This window comes from Fictibacillus nanhaiensis (genome assembly GCF_019801215.1).
GTDB classification, from domain to species: Bacteria; Bacillota; Bacilli; order Bacillales; family Fictibacillaceae; genus Fictibacillus; species Fictibacillus nanhaiensis_C.
The window spans coordinates 137,722-154,205 of sequence record NZ_JAHVJO010000004.1; the positions used below are offsets into that span (position 1 = coordinate 137,722).

The following is a 16,484-nucleotide window of genomic DNA, read 5'->3' on the forward strand; positions in this document are numbered from 1 at the left end:
ATGCCCACTCACTCTGTATTAAAAGATAACAGACCTCTTTTCTTTTTGATGATCGTCGTATTCATCACCCATTTAGGATCTTATCTTGTTTTACCTGTTTTGCCGATCTTATTAAAAGTAGAGACTGGCCTTTCTGCCGCACAAATCGGCTTCACACTGGCTATTATCTCGATTTTCATGCAATCAGGCAGTGTGGTAGGCGGAATTCTAGCTGACCGGACAGGCAGACGTTTTATTATTTCATTGGGAGCTTTCATTCGTGCAGCTGGTTTACTTGGCTTTGCTTATTTTTCATCGTATCCATTCGTCTTGCTAACCGCTGCCGTCAGCGGGCTAGGACTTGGACTTAACGCACCTTCAACAAAAGCGTTCATCTCTTCACTTGTCAAAGAAGATATGAGATCTACTGCCTTTTCTCTAAGAGGTATATTCGCCAATATGGGGATGGCTCTTGCAGGACTAACGGTTTTTGCTTTGTTCACCGGCCATTCAAGGCTCATTTTTATTACAGCGGCTGTGATTTATTTGAGTGCAAGTGCTATCAGCTGGTTCTTTTTACCGGCTGGGTGCGGTGACGAGCATTGCGGACAAGTTAAGTGGAAAGATTATAAACAAGCGCTGCGAAATATCCCGTTTCTCGTGTTCATCGCTGCAACGATTTTTGTTTGGGCACTTTACGTGCAGTTCGCCCTTGTTTTGCCACTAAGAGCGGAAAACGTTTTAGCCAATGGCAAGGATATCAGTATCATTTGGACGATTAACAGTGTAACTGTCATCCTCGTTCAAACCGTTGTTACAAAAAATATTATCCGCCATATCCATCCATTAACATCTGTTGGATTAGGTTCCATCTGTATCGGGCTATCGTTAGGCAGTTTGTTTTTTGCGAACACGTTATTTTTCTTTGTCTTTGCAGGACTTGTGTTTATTATCGGTGAGATGCTATTGATGCCAACTCTTGACACTGCCATTTCCCAGCTCGCTGTTGCTCGTTTTCTGGGTATGTTCTTTGGGCTTGCCAGTGTATTTACTGGAATTGGTGAAGCAGCAGGAAATTTTATTGGGGGAAGGTTGTTTGAGCTATCAGCAGGCGGAGAAAGGATTACTCCTTATGTGGTGTATGTCATCGCAGGGTTTTCAATTTTTCTTGGCATGCAATTGTTGCGAAGATGGAACCCGCTTTCGGTCATCGAGCCGCCAAAGCACAAACACCTTGCATCCTCGCCTGGCACAGAATCGGCAACTTCTCACCCAAATCCCATTAAAGAAGGCTGACATGAACCGGACGTTTCGGTGTCAGTCAGCCTTGACTATTTGTTAAGGAGGTTAAGAGCAGCATGAGTTCAGAATATTTTATGGATACAGCGTTTCTCTATATCTTGCTCGTAGGGAGTATCATTGCGATCACATTCGTATTTATTAAGAAGAGACGTACGAAATAGCTTTGTATCCGATATCCTTGCGGTAGAAAGATCCTTCGAATCGAATTTTCTTCATTTCTTCGTATACGTTTCTTTGTGCATCACGAAGAGAACTTCCTTTTGTCGCAACCAGCAACACTCTTCCGCCATCTGTCATTAAGTCGCCACCACTGCTTTTAGTACCCGCATGAAAAACATTTGCGTCTTCTTCTCGCACGTTCTCCAGTCCTAAAATAAGCTGTGATTCGCCTGATGACTCCGGATAGCCTGCTGAAGCGAGGACAACACCAAGAACAGACTCTTCAGCCCAGCTGAGCTCAACTTTCTTTCCATCCAATAAAGAAAGGATCAGATCGGCTAAGTCATTTTCTAGTCTAGGTAGGATGACTTGTGTTTCAGGGTCACCAAAGCGTGCGTTAAACTCAATCACTTTCGGACCTTTACTCGTTAAAATTAATCCTGCATAAAGAATACCTGTAAAAGGAGTGCTCTCTTTTTTCATTGCTGAAACGATAGGAAGAACGATTTCCTGTATGGCTCTTTGCACTGCATCAGCCGGTATTTGTGGAACAGGTGAATACGCCCCCATACCGCCTGTGTTTGGTCCTTCGTCTCCGTCATATGCCCGTTTGTGATCTTGAGCGATTTCCATCGGCAATACAATTTCGTCATGCACGAACGACATTAACGAAAACTCTTCGCCCTCTAAAAACTCCTCAATTACAACTTTTTCACTCGCTTCACCGAATCGTTTGTCCACCATCAGTTCATACAATCCTTCTTCGGCTTCTTTTAAGGAGGAAGCCACGATAACACCTTTACCCGCTGCGAGACCATCTGCCTTTAAAACGATGGGAGCTCCTTTTTTCCTTACATATCGGAGTGCTTCTTCATAATCAGTAAATACGCCAGAATCAGCTGTCGGAATAGCGTATTTTTCCATGAGATTCTTTGCAAACGACTTGCTGCCTTCGATCTCGGCCGCTGCTTTAGTTGGACCGAAAATAGTCAGCCCCGCTTCCTGAAATCTGTCAACGATGCCTTGTAACAATGGAACTTCTGGCCCTACAAACGTTAGAGCAATCTCACGAGATTTAGCGAACGTAATCAGTTCATCAATGTTGTTCTCTTTGATTGGTACACATGTTGCTTCTTTATCCATGCCTGGGTTGCCTGGTGCTGCATATACATGTGAAACACTCGGACTGTTCGCAAATTTCCAAACGAGGGCATGTTCACGTCCGCCTTTTCCGATTACAAGAACGTTCATGTTAACCTGCCTCCTTTAATGTTTAAAGTGTCTTACGCCGGTAAACACCATTGTAATATGATGTTCATCTGCCTTTTTGATCGAATCTTCATCCTTGATGGATCCACCCGGCTGAATGATCGCCGTAACACCAGCACGTGCCGCAGCTTCAACCGTATCATCCATTGGGAAAAAAGCATCTGAGCCTAATGCGGAACCTTGCGCTCGGTCGCTCGCTTGATCGATTGCAATCTTGGCTGCTCCCACTCGATTCATCTGTCCTGCTCCAACACCTACAGTCATCTCATTCTTTGCTAAAACAATGGCGTTTGATTTTACATGTTTAACGACTTTCCAAGCGAGTCGGAGGTCTTTCCACTCCTCCTCAGTAGGCTGACGTTTTGTAGGAATGGTTACGTTTGCGTCATCTAGTCCAAACACATCTTCATCTTGTACGAGCATACCGCCTGAAACAGTCGTCACTTTTTTGGCGATCTCTTTTCCTTCTGTAAAATCGAGCTTTAACAAGCGAAGGTTTTTCTTTTTTGTTAAAATCGTTAACGCTTCCTCTGTAAACGAAGGAGCGATAATAATCTCGAGGAAGATCTCAGACAGTTTTTCCGCTGTCTCTCGATCGATTTCTGTATTAGAGGCGATGATTCCGCCAAAGATTGAAACAGGATCTGCTTCAAACGCACGTGTGTAAGCTTCAAGAACGGTCTTTCCTGTTCCAACTCCACAAGGGTTCATATGTTTAACGGCTACGACCGCTGGATCAGTGAATTCTTTTACGATGGAAAGAGCAGCATCTGCGTCGTTGATGTTGTTATAGGAAAGCTCTTTGCCGTGAAGCTGCTCAGCATCCGCGAGCGAAAGGGACCCTCCGATCGGTTTTGTATAAAATGCCGCTTTTTGATGCGGATTTTCACCATAGCGAAGGTCTTGCTTCTTCTCATAGGTGACCGTGTATGATTCCGGATGCTCTTCTTCCACCGCTGTTGTTAAGTATTCGGCAATAAGTGCGTCATAAGCTGCACTGTGGCGGAATGTTTTCGCTGCAAGTTTGCGGCGCGTCTCTTCGCTTACTGCACCTGCTTGATCCAGCTCGTCTGCAACCTTTTCATAGTCTATAGGATCAACGACTACCGTTACGTAAGCATGGTTTTTCGCAGCTGAACGCAGCATGCTCGGTCCGCCGATATCGATATTCTCAATCGCATCTAAGAATGTAGTGCCCTCTTTCGCAATGGTTTCTTTAAACGGATATAAGTTAACGACAACAAGATCGATAGGAGAAATCTCATTTTCCTGCATCGCTTTTTGGTGTGTTTCATTGTCACGAACAGCAAGAAGGCCGCCATGAATTTTAGGATGGAGCGTTTTAACACGTCCGTCCATGATTTCAGGAAAGCCTGTTACTTCTGAAATCCCAACTACTGAAATGCCAGCATCTTCTAGCGCTTTTTTCGTTCCACCCGTTGAGATGATTTCAACACCGTGTCGGATTAATTTTTCTGCGAATGCTAGTAATCCTTCTTTATTGGATACGGAAATCAATGCACGTTTAATCGTCATTGCACGATGCCTCCTATGATGTCTTTTTGTAATAGTTTGTTGATGATGGCTGGGTACAATCGATGTTCTGCTTTCTGTATACGCTCTTGCAGCGTTTCTCTTGTATCACCAGGCAACACAGGTATCTTCACTTGTTCAATGATCGGTCCTGTGTCCATCCCGCTGTCAACAAAATGAACCGTTACACCTGTTTCAGAAACATTCGCCTGTAAGGCTTGGCCGATTGCATCTTTACCAGGAAATGCAGGTAAATAAGAAGGGTGGATGTTAACGATTCTGCCCTCGAAATCACGTAAAAGCACCTCTCCTATCAGCCTCATATATCCTGCCAAAACTATGAATTCGACATGGTAACGTTTCAGTTCATTTACAATCTCTTTTTCAAAATGGGCCTTCGATTCAAACGAGTTCGGCACAAATGTAAAGATCGGGATATGGTGGTCTCTCGCTCGCTCAATCACTTTTGCTCCTGGCTTGTCACAGACTAATAGCTGAATGTCCGCTTGTAACAAACCTTCTTCAACTGCATCCAGGATGGCTTGGAAATTGCTTCCGCTGCCAGAAGCAAACACCGCTATCTTGTTCATTCGATGTTACCCCCGCCAAAAATAACACCTTCACCTTGTTTTACACGTCCGATAATATAGGGTTTTTCACCTGTTTCTTCTAAAAGACGAATCACTGGAAGCATGTTTTCTTCAGAAACAGCAAGCACCATGCCGATTCCCATATTGAACGTTGTGAACATTTCTTTACGAGTAAGGTTTCCTTTTTCTTCGATCAGATCGAAGACAGGAGGGACAGGCCATGAACCGTAATCAATCTCAGCTGCTAAACCTTCAGGCAGCATACGCGGAATGTTTTCTATGAAACCGCCGCCTGTAATATGGGCAACACCATTTACATCAAATTTCTCAAACACTTCTAATAAGGGCTTAACGTAGATGCGAGTGGGTGTAAGCAGTTCTTCACCAAGAGGCTTCATGAGCCCTTCGTATTGTTTCGTTAAATCCAAACCGGCATCTTCTAATAAAACTTTTCGAACTAGAGAAAAGCCGTTTGAGTGAAGTCCGTTTGACTGAAGTCCGATTAAAACATCGTTTTCCGTAATATTAGAAGCATTCAACAATTTAGATTTCTCAGCGATACCTACCGTAAATCCAGCAAGGTCATACTCTTCACTGTTATACATGCCAGGCATTTCCGCTGTTTCTCCGCCGATCAGTGCACAGCCTGCCTGTTCACAGCCATCTGCGATTCCTTTCACAATCTGTTCTGCTTTTTCAGGGTGAAGTTTGCCGCAAGCGATGTAATCTAAGAAATAAAGCGGTTCAGCTCCTTGGGCGACAATATCATTTACACACATCGCAACCGCATCAACACCAATTGTGTCGTGCTTATCCATCATAAAAGCGAGCATTAATTTCGTTCCCACTCCGTCCGTTCCTGAGACGAGTACCGGCTCTTTGAATGAGAAAGCAGACAGATCGAACATCGCTCCAAAACCGCCAAGCCCTGCAAGAACTTCAGGACGCTTCGTTCGTAATGCATGCTTTTTCATGCGGTTTACCGCTTCATAACCTGCTTCTATGTTAACTCCTGCTTGCTTATATGCTTCTGCCAAAGTGTTCTCCCCCTTTAAACCAGCTCTTTTTCATATGGTAAAACCGTATCCGGATAAATTTCCGTCGGGTAACGTCCTGTGAAACAAGCTAAACATTGGCCGCAGTTCGGCTCTGAATTAGAACGTCCGATGCCTTCCATCAAGCCTTCTACCGAAATAAAAGATAAAGAATCGGCTCCAATAATATCACGGATTTCTTCTACCGAGTATTTGGAAGCGATCAGTTCAGCACGCTCTGACGTATCGATCCCGTAATAACAAGGATGAGCGATCGGCGGTGCTGTAATTCTCACATGAACTTCTGTCGCACCAGCGGCACGCAGCATTTTGACAATTCGACGGCTCGTTGTACCGCGAACGATCGAGTCATCGACCATGACAACACGCTTGCCTTCCACGATTCCACGAACAGGCGAAAGCTTCATCTTCACGCCAAGCTCTCGCAGTTCCTGTGAGGGCTGAATAAACGTTCTTCCTACATATCGGTTTTTAATGAGTCCAATCTCGTAAGGAATACCAGAGGCTTCTGCATAACCGATCGCTGCTGAAATACTTGAATCAGGAACACCTGTTACAACGTCCGCTTCAACAGGCGCTTCTTCAAACATCTTTTTCCCTAAACTTTTCCGAGCAGCATGAACGTTAATTCCTTCAATGTTGCTGTCAGGTCTTGAAAAATAAATGTATTCCATCGAGCACATCGAGCGCTGAACAGAAGTAGAAAACGTATCAACGGTTAATCCGTCTTCATTAATAATCAAAAGTTCTCCCGGCTGTACGTCACGCACGTATGTCGCCCCAACCACATCAAAAGCGCATGTTTCAGAAGCTACTACGTAAGCGTCTCCTAACACACCGATTGAAAGCGGACGCAATCCGTTCGGATCTAGGGCTACCATCATTTCCTCTTCTGTCATGACAAGAAACGCATAGGCACCTTTAAGCATCGTTAGTGCGTTTTTCACCTTTTCCTTCAACGTTGGATATCCGCTTCTCTTAATGAGGTGAGCCAGGACTTCTGTATCCGATGTTGTTTGAAAAATACTTCCTTGTGACTCAAGTTGATGCTTTAACGCGTTCGCGTTCACCAAGTTACCGTTATGCGCTAAAGCAAGGGAGCTTGTTTGAGAGCGAAACAAGAGGGGCTGAACATTTGCCAGTTCATTTCCCCCCGCTGTTGAATAACGGACATGGCCAATCGCACCATGTCCAATTAATCCTTCTAACTCACCGCGGCTAAACACATCGTTCACGAGGCCGCTTCCTTTATGTGTTCTTAAGCGCTCACCATCTGTTACAACAATTCCCGCACCCTCTTGCCCGCGGTGCTGAAGACTGTGTAAACCGTAATACGTTAATTGGGCAGCATCGGGATGTCCCCAAATGCCAAACACTCCGCATTCTTCGTTTAAACCTTTGATGTCAGCAAGCATGGAATAGCTCCTTTCCAGGCATCTTGCAACTCCTGGAGCGTACAGGATAAAAGCTCTTCACCCTGCTCATTATCTATTGCCAGACCGCTCTCAGAACGCACGAACCCGATAATTTTTGCATCTTTAACTAGCTGTTCGAATGAATCTTGGTGTTCAGGTTTTACCGTAACTAAGAAGCGTGATTGTGATTCTCCAAAAAGTCCGCCAACTGGTTCATCTGTTAACGTCACACTCGCCCCAACGTTTCCGTCCATGATTGATTCAGCAAGAGCTACGGATAATCCGCCTTCTGCCACATCATGAGCTGATGCGATAAGACCTTTATGAATGGCATGTAAAAGTTCATATTGTCTTTTTTCTTCAACATCTAGATCTAAGTGAGGCGCTTTCCCGAAAATGCGTCCCTCTTTCATCTTTTGAAGCTCACTGCCGCCAAACTCTTGAGAAGATTCACCGATCAAGTAGATGATGTCTCCTGCCTCTTTAAAGCTTTGCGTAACAATATGCTTTGTATCTTCAATAAGACCAACCATCCCGATAACAGGGGTCGGATAAACGGCGACACCGTTTGTTTCGTTATAAAGGGATACGTTGCCTCCAATTACAGGTGTTTCAAGCTTTCTGCACGCCGCACTCATGCCGTCTGCCGATTTTTCCAGCTGCCAGAAGATTTCAGGCTTTTCAGGATTTCCAAAGTTCAAGCAATCTGTTACAGCTAGTGGCTTTGCACCTGAGCAGACTAGATTACGAGCCGCTTCTGCTACTGCAATCATTCCGCCTACTTCAGGATCTAGATACAGATAACGTGAATTACAATCTGTCGTCATCGCAAGCGCCTTTTTTGTTCCTCTAATTCTTACAACAGCAGCGTCAGAGCCTGGCGCTACGACTGTATTGGTCCGCACCATATAATCATATTGGTTGTAAACCCATTCTTTGCTCGCGATCGTCGGCTGTTTCAACAGCGATAACAAGGTAGATTTATAGCTAGTAATCTCAGGCACATAATTTTCCTGAGCTTGGAACTCTCCATAGTAAGCTGGTTCTTTAGATGGTTTTTGATAGACGGGTGCATCTTCAGCCAATGCATCTACCGGTACGTTTGCAACAATTTCGCCATTATGAGTCAGCCTCAATACTTTTTCCTCGATAACCGTTCCAACCGTTACACAATCCAGATCCCATTTCGCAAAAATCTTTTCTACTTCATGCTCGCGACCTTTTTCAATTACTAAAAGCATCCGTTCTTGCGACTCAGAGAGCATCATTTCGTATGCCGTCATTCCTGTTTCACGCTGTGGAATAAGATCCAGATTCATCTCGATTCCCATTCCCGCCTTGCTCGCCATCTCAGCAGACGAACTTGTCAAACCAGCTGCTCCCATATCCTGAATCCCGACAAGCGCATCACAGTTATGGATCAGCTCTAGGCACGCTTCCATTACGAGTTTCTCCATGAAAGGATCCCCAACTTGTACCGCTGGACGTTTTTCCTCTGACGCTTCAGAAAGCTCTTCAGATGCAAACGTAGCACCGTGAATCCCGTCCCGGCCCGTTTTCGCCCCGACATACATAACAGAGTTGCCAGCACCCTTCGCTTGACCCTTTTTGATATCCTTATGGTCGATCAAACCGACACACATCGCGTTGACGAGCGGATTGCCTTCATAAGAAGGATCGAATTGAACTTCTCCGCCTACCGTTGGAATTCCAATACAATTTCCGTAGCCCGCGATTCCTGCTACAACCTGTTCAAACAAATATTTTACGCGTGGAGACTCCAACTCTCCAAAACGAAGAGAGTTCAGCATCGCGATCGGACGCGCGCCCATTGAGAAAACGTCACGGATAATTCCGCCAACACCCGTTGCTGCACCTTGATACGGTTCAATCGCAGAAGGGTGATTGTGGGATTCGATCTTAAACACAACCGCTTGCCCGTCTCCGATATCAACAATTCCAGCACCTTCACCAGGTCCTTGAAGGACACGCTCCCCCTTTGTCGGGAACTTGCTTAAAACCGGTTTAGAGTTTTTATAGGAACAATGTTCACTCCACATCACCGAGAACAAGCCTGTTTCTGTCCAGTTTGGAGATCTGCCGATAATCTTTTCTACGAGTTCAAACTCTGAATCACTTAAGCCCATTTCACGGTATAATTTTTGTTCTTTTATTTGAGAACTTGTTGGTTCATGTTGCTGCGACATAGTTTTCCCTCCAGCTCTTCACGATTGATTGAAATAATTTCAGACCATCCTTGCTTCCTAAAAGCTCATCAACAGCACGCTCCGGATGCGGCATCATCCCTAGTACATTGCCGCTCTTGTTTGTGATTCCGGCAATATTCTCTACTGATCCGTTCGGATTGTTCGCGTATGTGAAAACGATCTGGTTATTTTCTTTTAAAAGCATTAACGTTTCTTCGTCGCAATAATAATTGCCTTCACCATGTGCCACTGGAACGATGATTCGCTCGCCTTTTTCATATTGAGAGGTAAACATTGTCGCTCCGTTTTCAACCACTAGCTCCTCGGGCTGGCAAATAAATTTCAGCGATTCATTCCGGCGCATCGCCCCTGGCAAAAGCCCAGTCTCTAATAAAATCTGAAATCCGTTACATACACCAAGAACGGGCTTACCAGCATTCGCTGCTTTTACGATCTCCCCCATCACGTTTGAGAATTGGGCAATCGCGCCTGTTCTTAAATAGTCACCATATGAAAAGCCGCCAGGTAATAAAATACCGTCAAATCCACTTAAGTCTGTTTCATCATGCCATACGTACTCAACATCTGCTCCAAGCTCATCTTTTACAGCATGATACATGTCAGTGTCACAGTTTGATCCCGGGAAAACGATTACAGCAAACTTCACTGTGCGACAACCTCCTCCACCTCATACCGGTAGTCCTCAATCACCGGATTGGATAAAAGTTTTGAACACATTGCAACGATCTTAGCATCCAAATCGTAGTCGCCTTTTTGAAGCGTTAATTCCAGATACTTCCCAATACGCACATCTTCAACCTCTGACTGTCCCATCTTATGAAGCGAGTTCATTACTGCCTTTCCTTGCGGGTCCAACACACTCTCTCTTAACGTTACATACACTTTTACTTTGTACATGATAGGCCTCCTAGACGTTGTAGTATTTTTTCATAAGCATCTGTTAAACTTCCAAGTTCACAGCGGAACACATCTTTATCCAGCTTCTCGTTCGTTTGGGCATCCCAAAGCCGGCACGTGTCTGGTGAAATCTCATCAGCCAAGATCAGTTGGCCGTCTTTATCTACCCCAAACTCAAGCTTAAAATCGACAAGCTTAACGTTCTTCTGAGCGAAGTAAGAAGTGAGTACTTCGTTGATCTGGAAAGCTTGATCTGAAATGACCGCAAGCTGCTCTCTTGTTGCTAGATTCAATATGTCGATATGATCCTCATTAATGAGGGGATCTCCGAGATCATCGTTTTTGAAGTAATACTCCAGAATGGTTCTTGGGAGGATCTGTCCTTCTGTAAGTCCTGTTCGTTTAGAAAGGGAGCCCGCAGCGATATTGCGGACCACCACTTCTAAGGGAATGATGGTCACCTTCTTTACAAGCTGCTCTGTTTCTGAGACGCGTTTTACAAAGTGAGAAGAGATGCCTTTTTCTTTAAGCAGTTCGAACAAAATCGAGGAGATCTCATTGTTCAGCCTGCCTTTTCCTTTGATCTCGGCTTTCTTTTCTCCATTGAATGCCGTAGCAGAATCTTTATAGCTCACCCAAACGACGTCCTCTTCACTCGTCCGGTAGATCTTTTTCGCTTTCCCTTCGTACAGCTGCTCTAGCTTTTCCATCTTAACCCCTCCATTTAGGAACATTCCCAATATTCAATCTTTTAAAAAAGGCAAAGAGAAAGAGAGCTCAATCGATCACTCTCTTTTTAGTTGAAGTCCTGCAAAAAAGCTCGTTTTAATCTTTGAAGCTTGAAAGAGGCTGATTTCCGTTCCAGGTACTCGCTTTCCGGGGGGCGTGCGGTGAGCCTCCTAGCGCTATGCGCTGTTAGGAGTCTCACCTGTCCAGCTACATCGGCTAGCCCCTCGAGGTCAAAAGTCAAACGGTCTTGAAGGCAAAAAACGCCTTCTTAGCCCATTCGCCTTTTGCTTTTCAGGGCTTGACGAGCCGCTTTCGCTTTTCGGACTGCTCCGCTCGTCCCCCAGGAGTCTCGTACCTTCCCCTGTAATCAACTTTCCAATGATGTTCAAACAATAAAGATATACAACTAACAATTTATAATAAGCAATCCTTCTTATAAAACCTTTTAAAACCCTATTCTTTTAAAGCCCTAGTCTGTCGAAGATCGTATCTACATGTGACAGATGATAACTGTAATCAAAGCAATCAGAGATTTCTTCAGGTGTTAATTTGTTTGTAATTGCAGGTTCTGCTTCTACCAAAGTTCTAAACTGAACGCCTTCTTCCCACGCTTGCATCGCTTTCGGCTGAACAGTGTCGTACGCTTCTTCACGTGCCATGCCTTTATCGATCAGTTTTAATAGAACGCGCTGTGAGTAGATCAACCCATACGTACGGTCCATGTTGCGTTTCATGTTCTCTGGGAAAACCGTTAAGTTCTTCACGATATTTCCAAAACGGTTCAGCATGTAATTCAGTGCAATCGTCGCATCTGGTAAAATTACGCGTTCAGCAGAAGAATGCGAGATGTCCCGTTCATGCCAAAGGGATACATTCTCATACGCTGTCATCATGTATCCGCGGATCACACGAGCAAGTCCTGTCATGTTCTCGGAACCGATCGGGTTGCGCTTATGCGGCATTGCAGAAGATCCTTTTTGACCTTTTGCAAAGAACTCTTCCACTTCACGCGTCTCACTTTTTTGCAGCCCGCGTACTTCTGTTGCGAATTTCTCAATGCTTGTCGCGATTAAAGCTAGAGTTGACATGTAATGCGCGTGACGGTCACGCTGCAGGGTTTGAGTCGAGATTGGTGATGCTTCAAGACCAAGCTTTTCACACACATAACTTTCAACGAAAGGATCGATGTTCGCATATGTTCCAACAGCTCCAGAGATCTTTCCGAAACGCACAGAGTCAGACGCCTGCTTAAAGCGTTCCACGTTCCGTTTCATCTCTTCATACCAAAGGGCAAGCTTTAGTCCAAACGTCGTTGGTTCTGCGTGAACTCCGTGAGTACGACCCATCATGACCGTGTATTTGTGCTCTTTTGCTTTCTCTCCTAAAATCTCAACAAACCGATCTAAGTCACTAGCCAGGATGTCGTTCGCTTGTTTTAAAAGATAAGAAAGTGCTGTATCAACAACATCTGTTGACGTCAGTCCGTAATGAACCCATTTGCGTTCTTCGCCAAGTGTTTCTGAAACCGCTCTTGTAAAAGCAACAACATCATGTCGTGTTTCTGCTTCAATCTCCAGGATGCGGTTAATATCAAACGAAGCATTTTCGCGAAGCTTCCTTACGTCCTCTTTCGGGATCTCGCCTAACTCTGCCCATGCTTCACACGCTAGGATCTCAACTTCAAGCCATGCCTGAAACTTGTTTTCCTCTGTCCAAATCGCACCCATTTCAGGTCGTGTATACCGTTCAATCATCGTTGTACCTCCGTTATGTTCTTCTCTAAAAATATAGCGGACACTCGTTCAGCCTTTTCTAACGCCTCTTCTACCGTGTCACCTAAAACCGTAATGTGCCCCATTTTACGTTTCGCTTTTGCTTCTTTTTTTCCGTACAGATGCAGTTTCGCTTCCCCTAATTTCCCTATTCTCTTTAACACAGTCTCATGATGCTCACCTAAAATGTTGATCATCACTGCCGGTTTTATTAAGTCCGTATTGCCAAGCGGCCAGTTACACACAGCGCGCACATGCTGATCGAACTGTGACGTCTCACATGCTTCAATCGTGTAATGACCTGAGTTATGTGGCCTTGGAGCAAGCTCGTTCACGTAGATTTTATCGTCTTTTGCCACGAACATCTCTACGGCAAGCGTGCCCACAAGCTCTAATTCCGCTGCAATTGATCTCGCTAACCACTTTGCTTTTTCTGCCGTTTCCTTTGTAATACGGGCTGGCGCAATCGTTTGGTGCAGGATGTTGTCTCTATGAATATTCTCTGCGACAGGAAACGATTTAACCTCGCCACTAACACTTCTTGTCAGGATGACCGAGATTTCTTTTTCGAATGCTACCCAAGCTTCGAGTACGCAATCAGGTTCTGTTTCTAAAAGTGCTGCCGCTTTTTCAAGGTCGCTTTCCTGCTTGATTACGACCTGTCCTTTACCGTCATACCCACCTCTGCACGTTTTAAGTACTGAAGGGAAACCGAGCTGCTGGATTGCGTTTTCCAAGGTTTCTAAGTCTGACACTGGTTGAAACGGAGCTACCGGAACGCCTGCTTTTACAAGGGTTTCTTTTTCTTTTAACCGGTGCTGGGTGACAGAAAGCAGACGGCTCCCTTGCGGCAAGTTCGCATTCTCTTCTAGCCATCCCGCACTTACTGCATCAATATTTTCAAATTCATAGGTGACTACATCACTTAACTGTGCAAGCTGCTTTATGCCTTCTTTATCTTCATACCCCGTTTGAATTTGATGATCAGCTACCTGACCACAAGGAGAATCTTCTCCCGGCTCTAAAACAATGACACGAAGTCCCATCTCTCTTGCACTAAGAGCCATCATACGGCCGAGCTGACCACCGCCTAAAATACCGATGGTCTGCTGTGGTTCAATGGTTCTAAACAAGCTGCTCACTACTTTCAATCGCCATTTTTTCTGCGTTCGCCCGGCGTTGTTTAAGTCGCTGTCTCACTCTTTCGTCATGCACGGCTACCATTTGTGCTGCAAGCAATCCTGCATTGGCTGCACCTGCTTTTCCAATTGCTACTGTCGCAACCGGTACTCCCTTAGGCATTTGTACGATGGACAAAAGGGAATCCAGTCCATTAAGTGCTTTCGATTGAACAGGAACACCGATAACAGGCAAAATGGTTTTCGCTGCCACCATTCCTGGAAGATGTGCAGCCCCGCCTGCTCCGGCGATAATAACTTCAAGTCCTCTTTGTTCTGCTTCTTCTGCATATTGAAACATCAGATCCGGTGTACGGTGTGCCGAAACTACTTTTTTCTCAAACGCAACATCTAGTTCTTCTAAAATATCACACGCTTCTTTCATTGTTTCCCAATCTGAAACACTTCCCATGATAACGCCTACTTTAGCCATGGCAGCCTCCTTAATTGTCAGAAAAAATAAAAAAGTCCAGTTTGTATGCTTCTCCCCAAATATGAGAGAAAGCAGCCAACTGGACATACGTATCCGATAAAAATAACAGAAAGATGCTTTCCCTCATAGTCTGATAAAATATACGGTCATCAGGTAGAGACTTACGGGCCATATTCCCGAAATTATATGAGGGCTTTATTCTTCTAGTTTTATTGTAGCAATGGATGTTTTCGTTTGTCAATAAAAATCGAACATTAAGTTTATAAAAAGTATTAATGTTCGTGTTTTGGTTTAATTGATGATTTTTCCTTCAAAAACAATGCGTTGTTCCTTTACTTCTGGTTCCATTCTGCCGTTGCGCTTCACTTCATGAAAAACAGGCTCTTCCATTCTTCTTACTGGCGTATAGCCCTCTTTGGCCATACGATCCAAGCAATCCGAGATCGATTCTCCCGCCTCAACAACAAACTTCTTCTTAGAAGGTTTTTTGTCCATTTGTTACCTCCTGATGCCCTTGACCCAAAATCCGCCATGGAACGCCTTCGGTTCGTGCGATATAATAAACGCCTTTGGATCAAGATCTTTTACCGTTTTATATAAATTCGTTTCCGATTTACGCGATGTTAAGATCTCCATCATTAAACGTTGACCTTCCCGGCCTTCTGCAAGCCAATTCGTTACCCCATACCCTTTATTACGGAGCTCGTTCGGCAATCCGCCTCCAAGATCGGTTGTGATCACGTTAACGGTAGTATATCCAAGTGCCAGTTTTTCCTCAATCTTCATTCCTACAAGCACACCAATTCCGTAACCTACCGCATAAGCGATCAAGTTTTGAATCTCATTTAGATTATCTAGCACAAGACCAAGTCCTACAACATAAATCACCACTTCAAAAACACTAATAAAAGCTGCCAGGTACCTCTGACCTTTTAGCGTTAAAATCATCCTAATCGTAAAGAACGATACATACACGACGTTTATCAATAAAATAATACCAACCATAACAAATGCATTATCTAACATGATGGCCTCCCTCGGTGAAAAAATACTTCGCTCTAGAATAACACTTTTTGGACAAGATGGAAACCGGTGAATATCTGTAAAAATGTGGTTGTTTTCTAAGAGTAAGTGGAAAAAGATGAAGTGCCAATAAATGCATTTGAAGGCCTATAACTTATCGTTTAGGGCATAGAACTGTACGGAGCTAAAAGGGAAGGTTTTTGAATAGGGTAAAGACCTTGATTCATCAAGGTTTCGTTTTGACTGATCTATCTCATTCTAGCTTCGAATGTGATTATCAAACTTTTTCATGCTGCTTTTCCTCTTAAATGCTTCCTTATTAAAAGGCTGTCTTCGTAAACTTGTTGTTTTTGAAAGGAGTTGTTTTCCGTTTTAGGAAACTCGCTATAGTCTCTAACTTGCTTCCAATCAACTTATCAAAAAAGAGAAAAAGAGCCTTTAGAAAAGAGCCAATAAAAAAAGATGGAACGAACATAATGTTCGTCCCACCTTCTTTGCTCAGCGACGTCCTACTCTAACAGGGGGAGACCCCCAACTACCATCGGCGCTGAAGAGCTTAACTTCCGTGTTCGGTATGGGAACGGGTGTGACCTCTTCGCCATCATCACTGAACCTGCGTTTTTTGATAAGCGTCGAATCTCTTCGTCAGTTTTGTTCTTCCGGTACTCACGTATGATGTAATACGCTCCGTTCCTTTAGAACTTCACTTCCTCGACCTTCTCGCTTCTGAAAAAACGTTCTTGATTAAGTTGAGAAATTGCTCTCTCAAAACTAGATACGACGTTTCCAAACGTTTCATGCTTTTTTAAGGATAAGCCCTCGACCGATTAGTATCTGTCAGCTCCACGTGTCACCACGCTTCCACACCAGACCTATCAACCTCATCATCTCTAAGGGGTCTTACTCACTTAACGTGATGGGA

Annotated in this window: 16 protein-coding genes, 2 rRNA genes and 1 riboswitch; of the genes, 2 read left to right on the top strand and 16 right to left on the bottom strand. The window is 44.4% G+C overall.

Annotation, left to right across the window (positions count from 1 at the left end):
* Both KUV80_RS16410 and KUV80_RS18860 read left to right on the top strand, forming a co-directional pair.
* Window positions 1-1,275, top strand: a complete 1,275-nt coding sequence (locus tag KUV80_RS16410; RefSeq protein WP_222463827.1) for an MFS transporter — start codon at window positions 1-3, stop codon at window positions 1,273-1,275.
* 62 nt (window positions 1,276-1,337) lie between these two features.
* Window positions 1,338-1,442: an EYxxD motif small membrane protein gene (locus KUV80_RS18860; RefSeq protein ID WP_338083517.1), complete on the top strand. Its 105-nt coding sequence runs from the start codon at window positions 1,338-1,340 to the stop codon at window positions 1,440-1,442.
* Here KUV80_RS18860 and purD read toward each other — a convergent pair.
* The 16 genes from purD to KUV80_RS16490 form a co-directional block, all read right to left on the bottom strand.
* A complete protein-coding gene (gene purD / locus KUV80_RS16415; RefSeq protein WP_222463828.1) occupies window positions 1,420-2,691 on the bottom strand; it encodes a phosphoribosylamine--glycine ligase in 1,272 nt (423 codons plus the stop codon). The two genes, KUV80_RS18860 and purD, sit on opposite strands and share 23 nt — an antisense overlap.
* Window positions 2,692-2,706: 15 nt before the next feature.
* Window positions 2,707-4,245, bottom strand: a complete 1,539-nt coding sequence (purH, locus tag KUV80_RS16420; protein WP_222463829.1) for a bifunctional phosphoribosylaminoimidazolecarboxamide formyltransferase/IMP cyclohydrolase — start codon at window positions 4,243-4,245, stop codon at window positions 2,707-2,709.
* Entirely contained in the window at window positions 4,242-4,832 is a 591-nt protein-coding gene (gene purN / locus KUV80_RS16425) for a phosphoribosylglycinamide formyltransferase (RefSeq protein ID WP_222463830.1), read from the bottom strand. The genes purH and purN overlap by 4 nt, the downstream gene beginning before the upstream one ends.
* Entirely contained in the window at window positions 4,829-5,869 is a 1,041-nt protein-coding gene (gene purM / locus KUV80_RS16430) for a phosphoribosylformylglycinamidine cyclo-ligase (protein WP_222463831.1), read from the bottom strand. Before purM ends, purN begins: the two co-directional genes overlap by 4 nt.
* A gap of 14 nt (window positions 5,870-5,883) precedes the next feature.
* Entirely contained in the window at window positions 5,884-7,302 is a 1,419-nt protein-coding gene (gene purF, locus KUV80_RS16435) for an amidophosphoribosyltransferase (protein WP_222463832.1), read from the bottom strand.
* Window positions 7,278-9,509, bottom strand: a complete 2,232-nt coding sequence (gene purL / locus KUV80_RS16440) for a phosphoribosylformylglycinamidine synthase subunit PurL (RefSeq protein WP_222463833.1) — start codon at window positions 9,507-9,509, stop codon at window positions 7,278-7,280. The genes purF and purL overlap by 25 nt, the downstream gene beginning before the upstream one ends.
* Entirely contained in the window at window positions 9,493-10,176 is a 684-nt protein-coding gene (gene purQ, locus KUV80_RS16445) for a phosphoribosylformylglycinamidine synthase subunit PurQ (RefSeq protein WP_222463834.1), read from the bottom strand. The genes purL and purQ overlap by 17 nt, the downstream gene beginning before the upstream one ends.
* Window positions 10,173-10,427, bottom strand: a complete 255-nt coding sequence (gene purS, locus KUV80_RS16450; protein WP_222463835.1) for a phosphoribosylformylglycinamidine synthase subunit PurS — start codon at window positions 10,425-10,427, stop codon at window positions 10,173-10,175. The genes purQ and purS overlap by 4 nt, the downstream gene beginning before the upstream one ends.
* Window positions 10,415-11,137 (bottom strand): phosphoribosylaminoimidazolesuccinocarboxamide synthase, encoded by a 723-nt coding sequence (gene purC, locus KUV80_RS16455; RefSeq protein ID WP_222463836.1) that lies wholly within the window; start codon window positions 11,135-11,137, stop codon window positions 10,415-10,417. Before purC ends, purS begins: the two co-directional genes overlap by 13 nt.
* Window positions 11,138-11,617: 480 nt before the next feature.
* Window positions 11,618-12,910, bottom strand: a complete 1,293-nt coding sequence (gene purB / locus KUV80_RS16460) for an adenylosuccinate lyase (protein WP_222463837.1) — start codon at window positions 12,908-12,910, stop codon at window positions 11,618-11,620.
* Window positions 12,907-14,061: a 5-(carboxyamino)imidazole ribonucleotide synthase gene (gene purK, locus KUV80_RS16465; RefSeq protein ID WP_222463838.1), complete on the bottom strand. Its 1,155-nt coding sequence runs from the start codon at window positions 14,059-14,061 to the stop codon at window positions 12,907-12,909. The genes purB and purK overlap by 4 nt, the downstream gene beginning before the upstream one ends.
* The gene (gene purE, locus KUV80_RS16470; RefSeq protein ID WP_222463839.1) at window positions 14,054-14,539 is read right to left on the bottom strand and encodes a 5-(carboxyamino)imidazole ribonucleotide mutase; all 486 of its coding nucleotides are present in this window, start codon (window positions 14,537-14,539) and stop codon (window positions 14,054-14,056) included. Before purE ends, purK begins: the two co-directional genes overlap by 8 nt.
* 106 nt (window positions 14,540-14,645) lie before the next feature.
* Window positions 14,646-14,749, bottom strand: a riboswitch (purine riboswitch).
* 81 nt (window positions 14,750-14,830) lie between these two features.
* Window positions 14,831-15,034 (bottom strand): NETI motif-containing protein, encoded by a 204-nt coding sequence (locus KUV80_RS16475; protein WP_222463840.1) that lies wholly within the window; start codon window positions 15,032-15,034, stop codon window positions 14,831-14,833.
* A 3-nt stretch (window positions 15,035-15,037) separates the two neighbouring features.
* The gene (locus KUV80_RS16480; RefSeq protein ID WP_222463841.1) at window positions 15,038-15,565 is read right to left on the bottom strand and encodes a DUF2179 domain-containing protein; all 528 of its coding nucleotides are present in this window, start codon (window positions 15,563-15,565) and stop codon (window positions 15,038-15,040) included.
* Between the two features lie 493 nt (window positions 15,566-16,058).
* Window positions 16,059-16,174 (bottom strand): 5S ribosomal RNA (rrf, locus tag KUV80_RS16485).
* 195 nt (window positions 16,175-16,369) lie between these two features.
* Window positions 16,370-16,484: ribosomal RNA gene (locus KUV80_RS16490) — 23S ribosomal RNA — on the bottom strand; the annotation flags it as partial.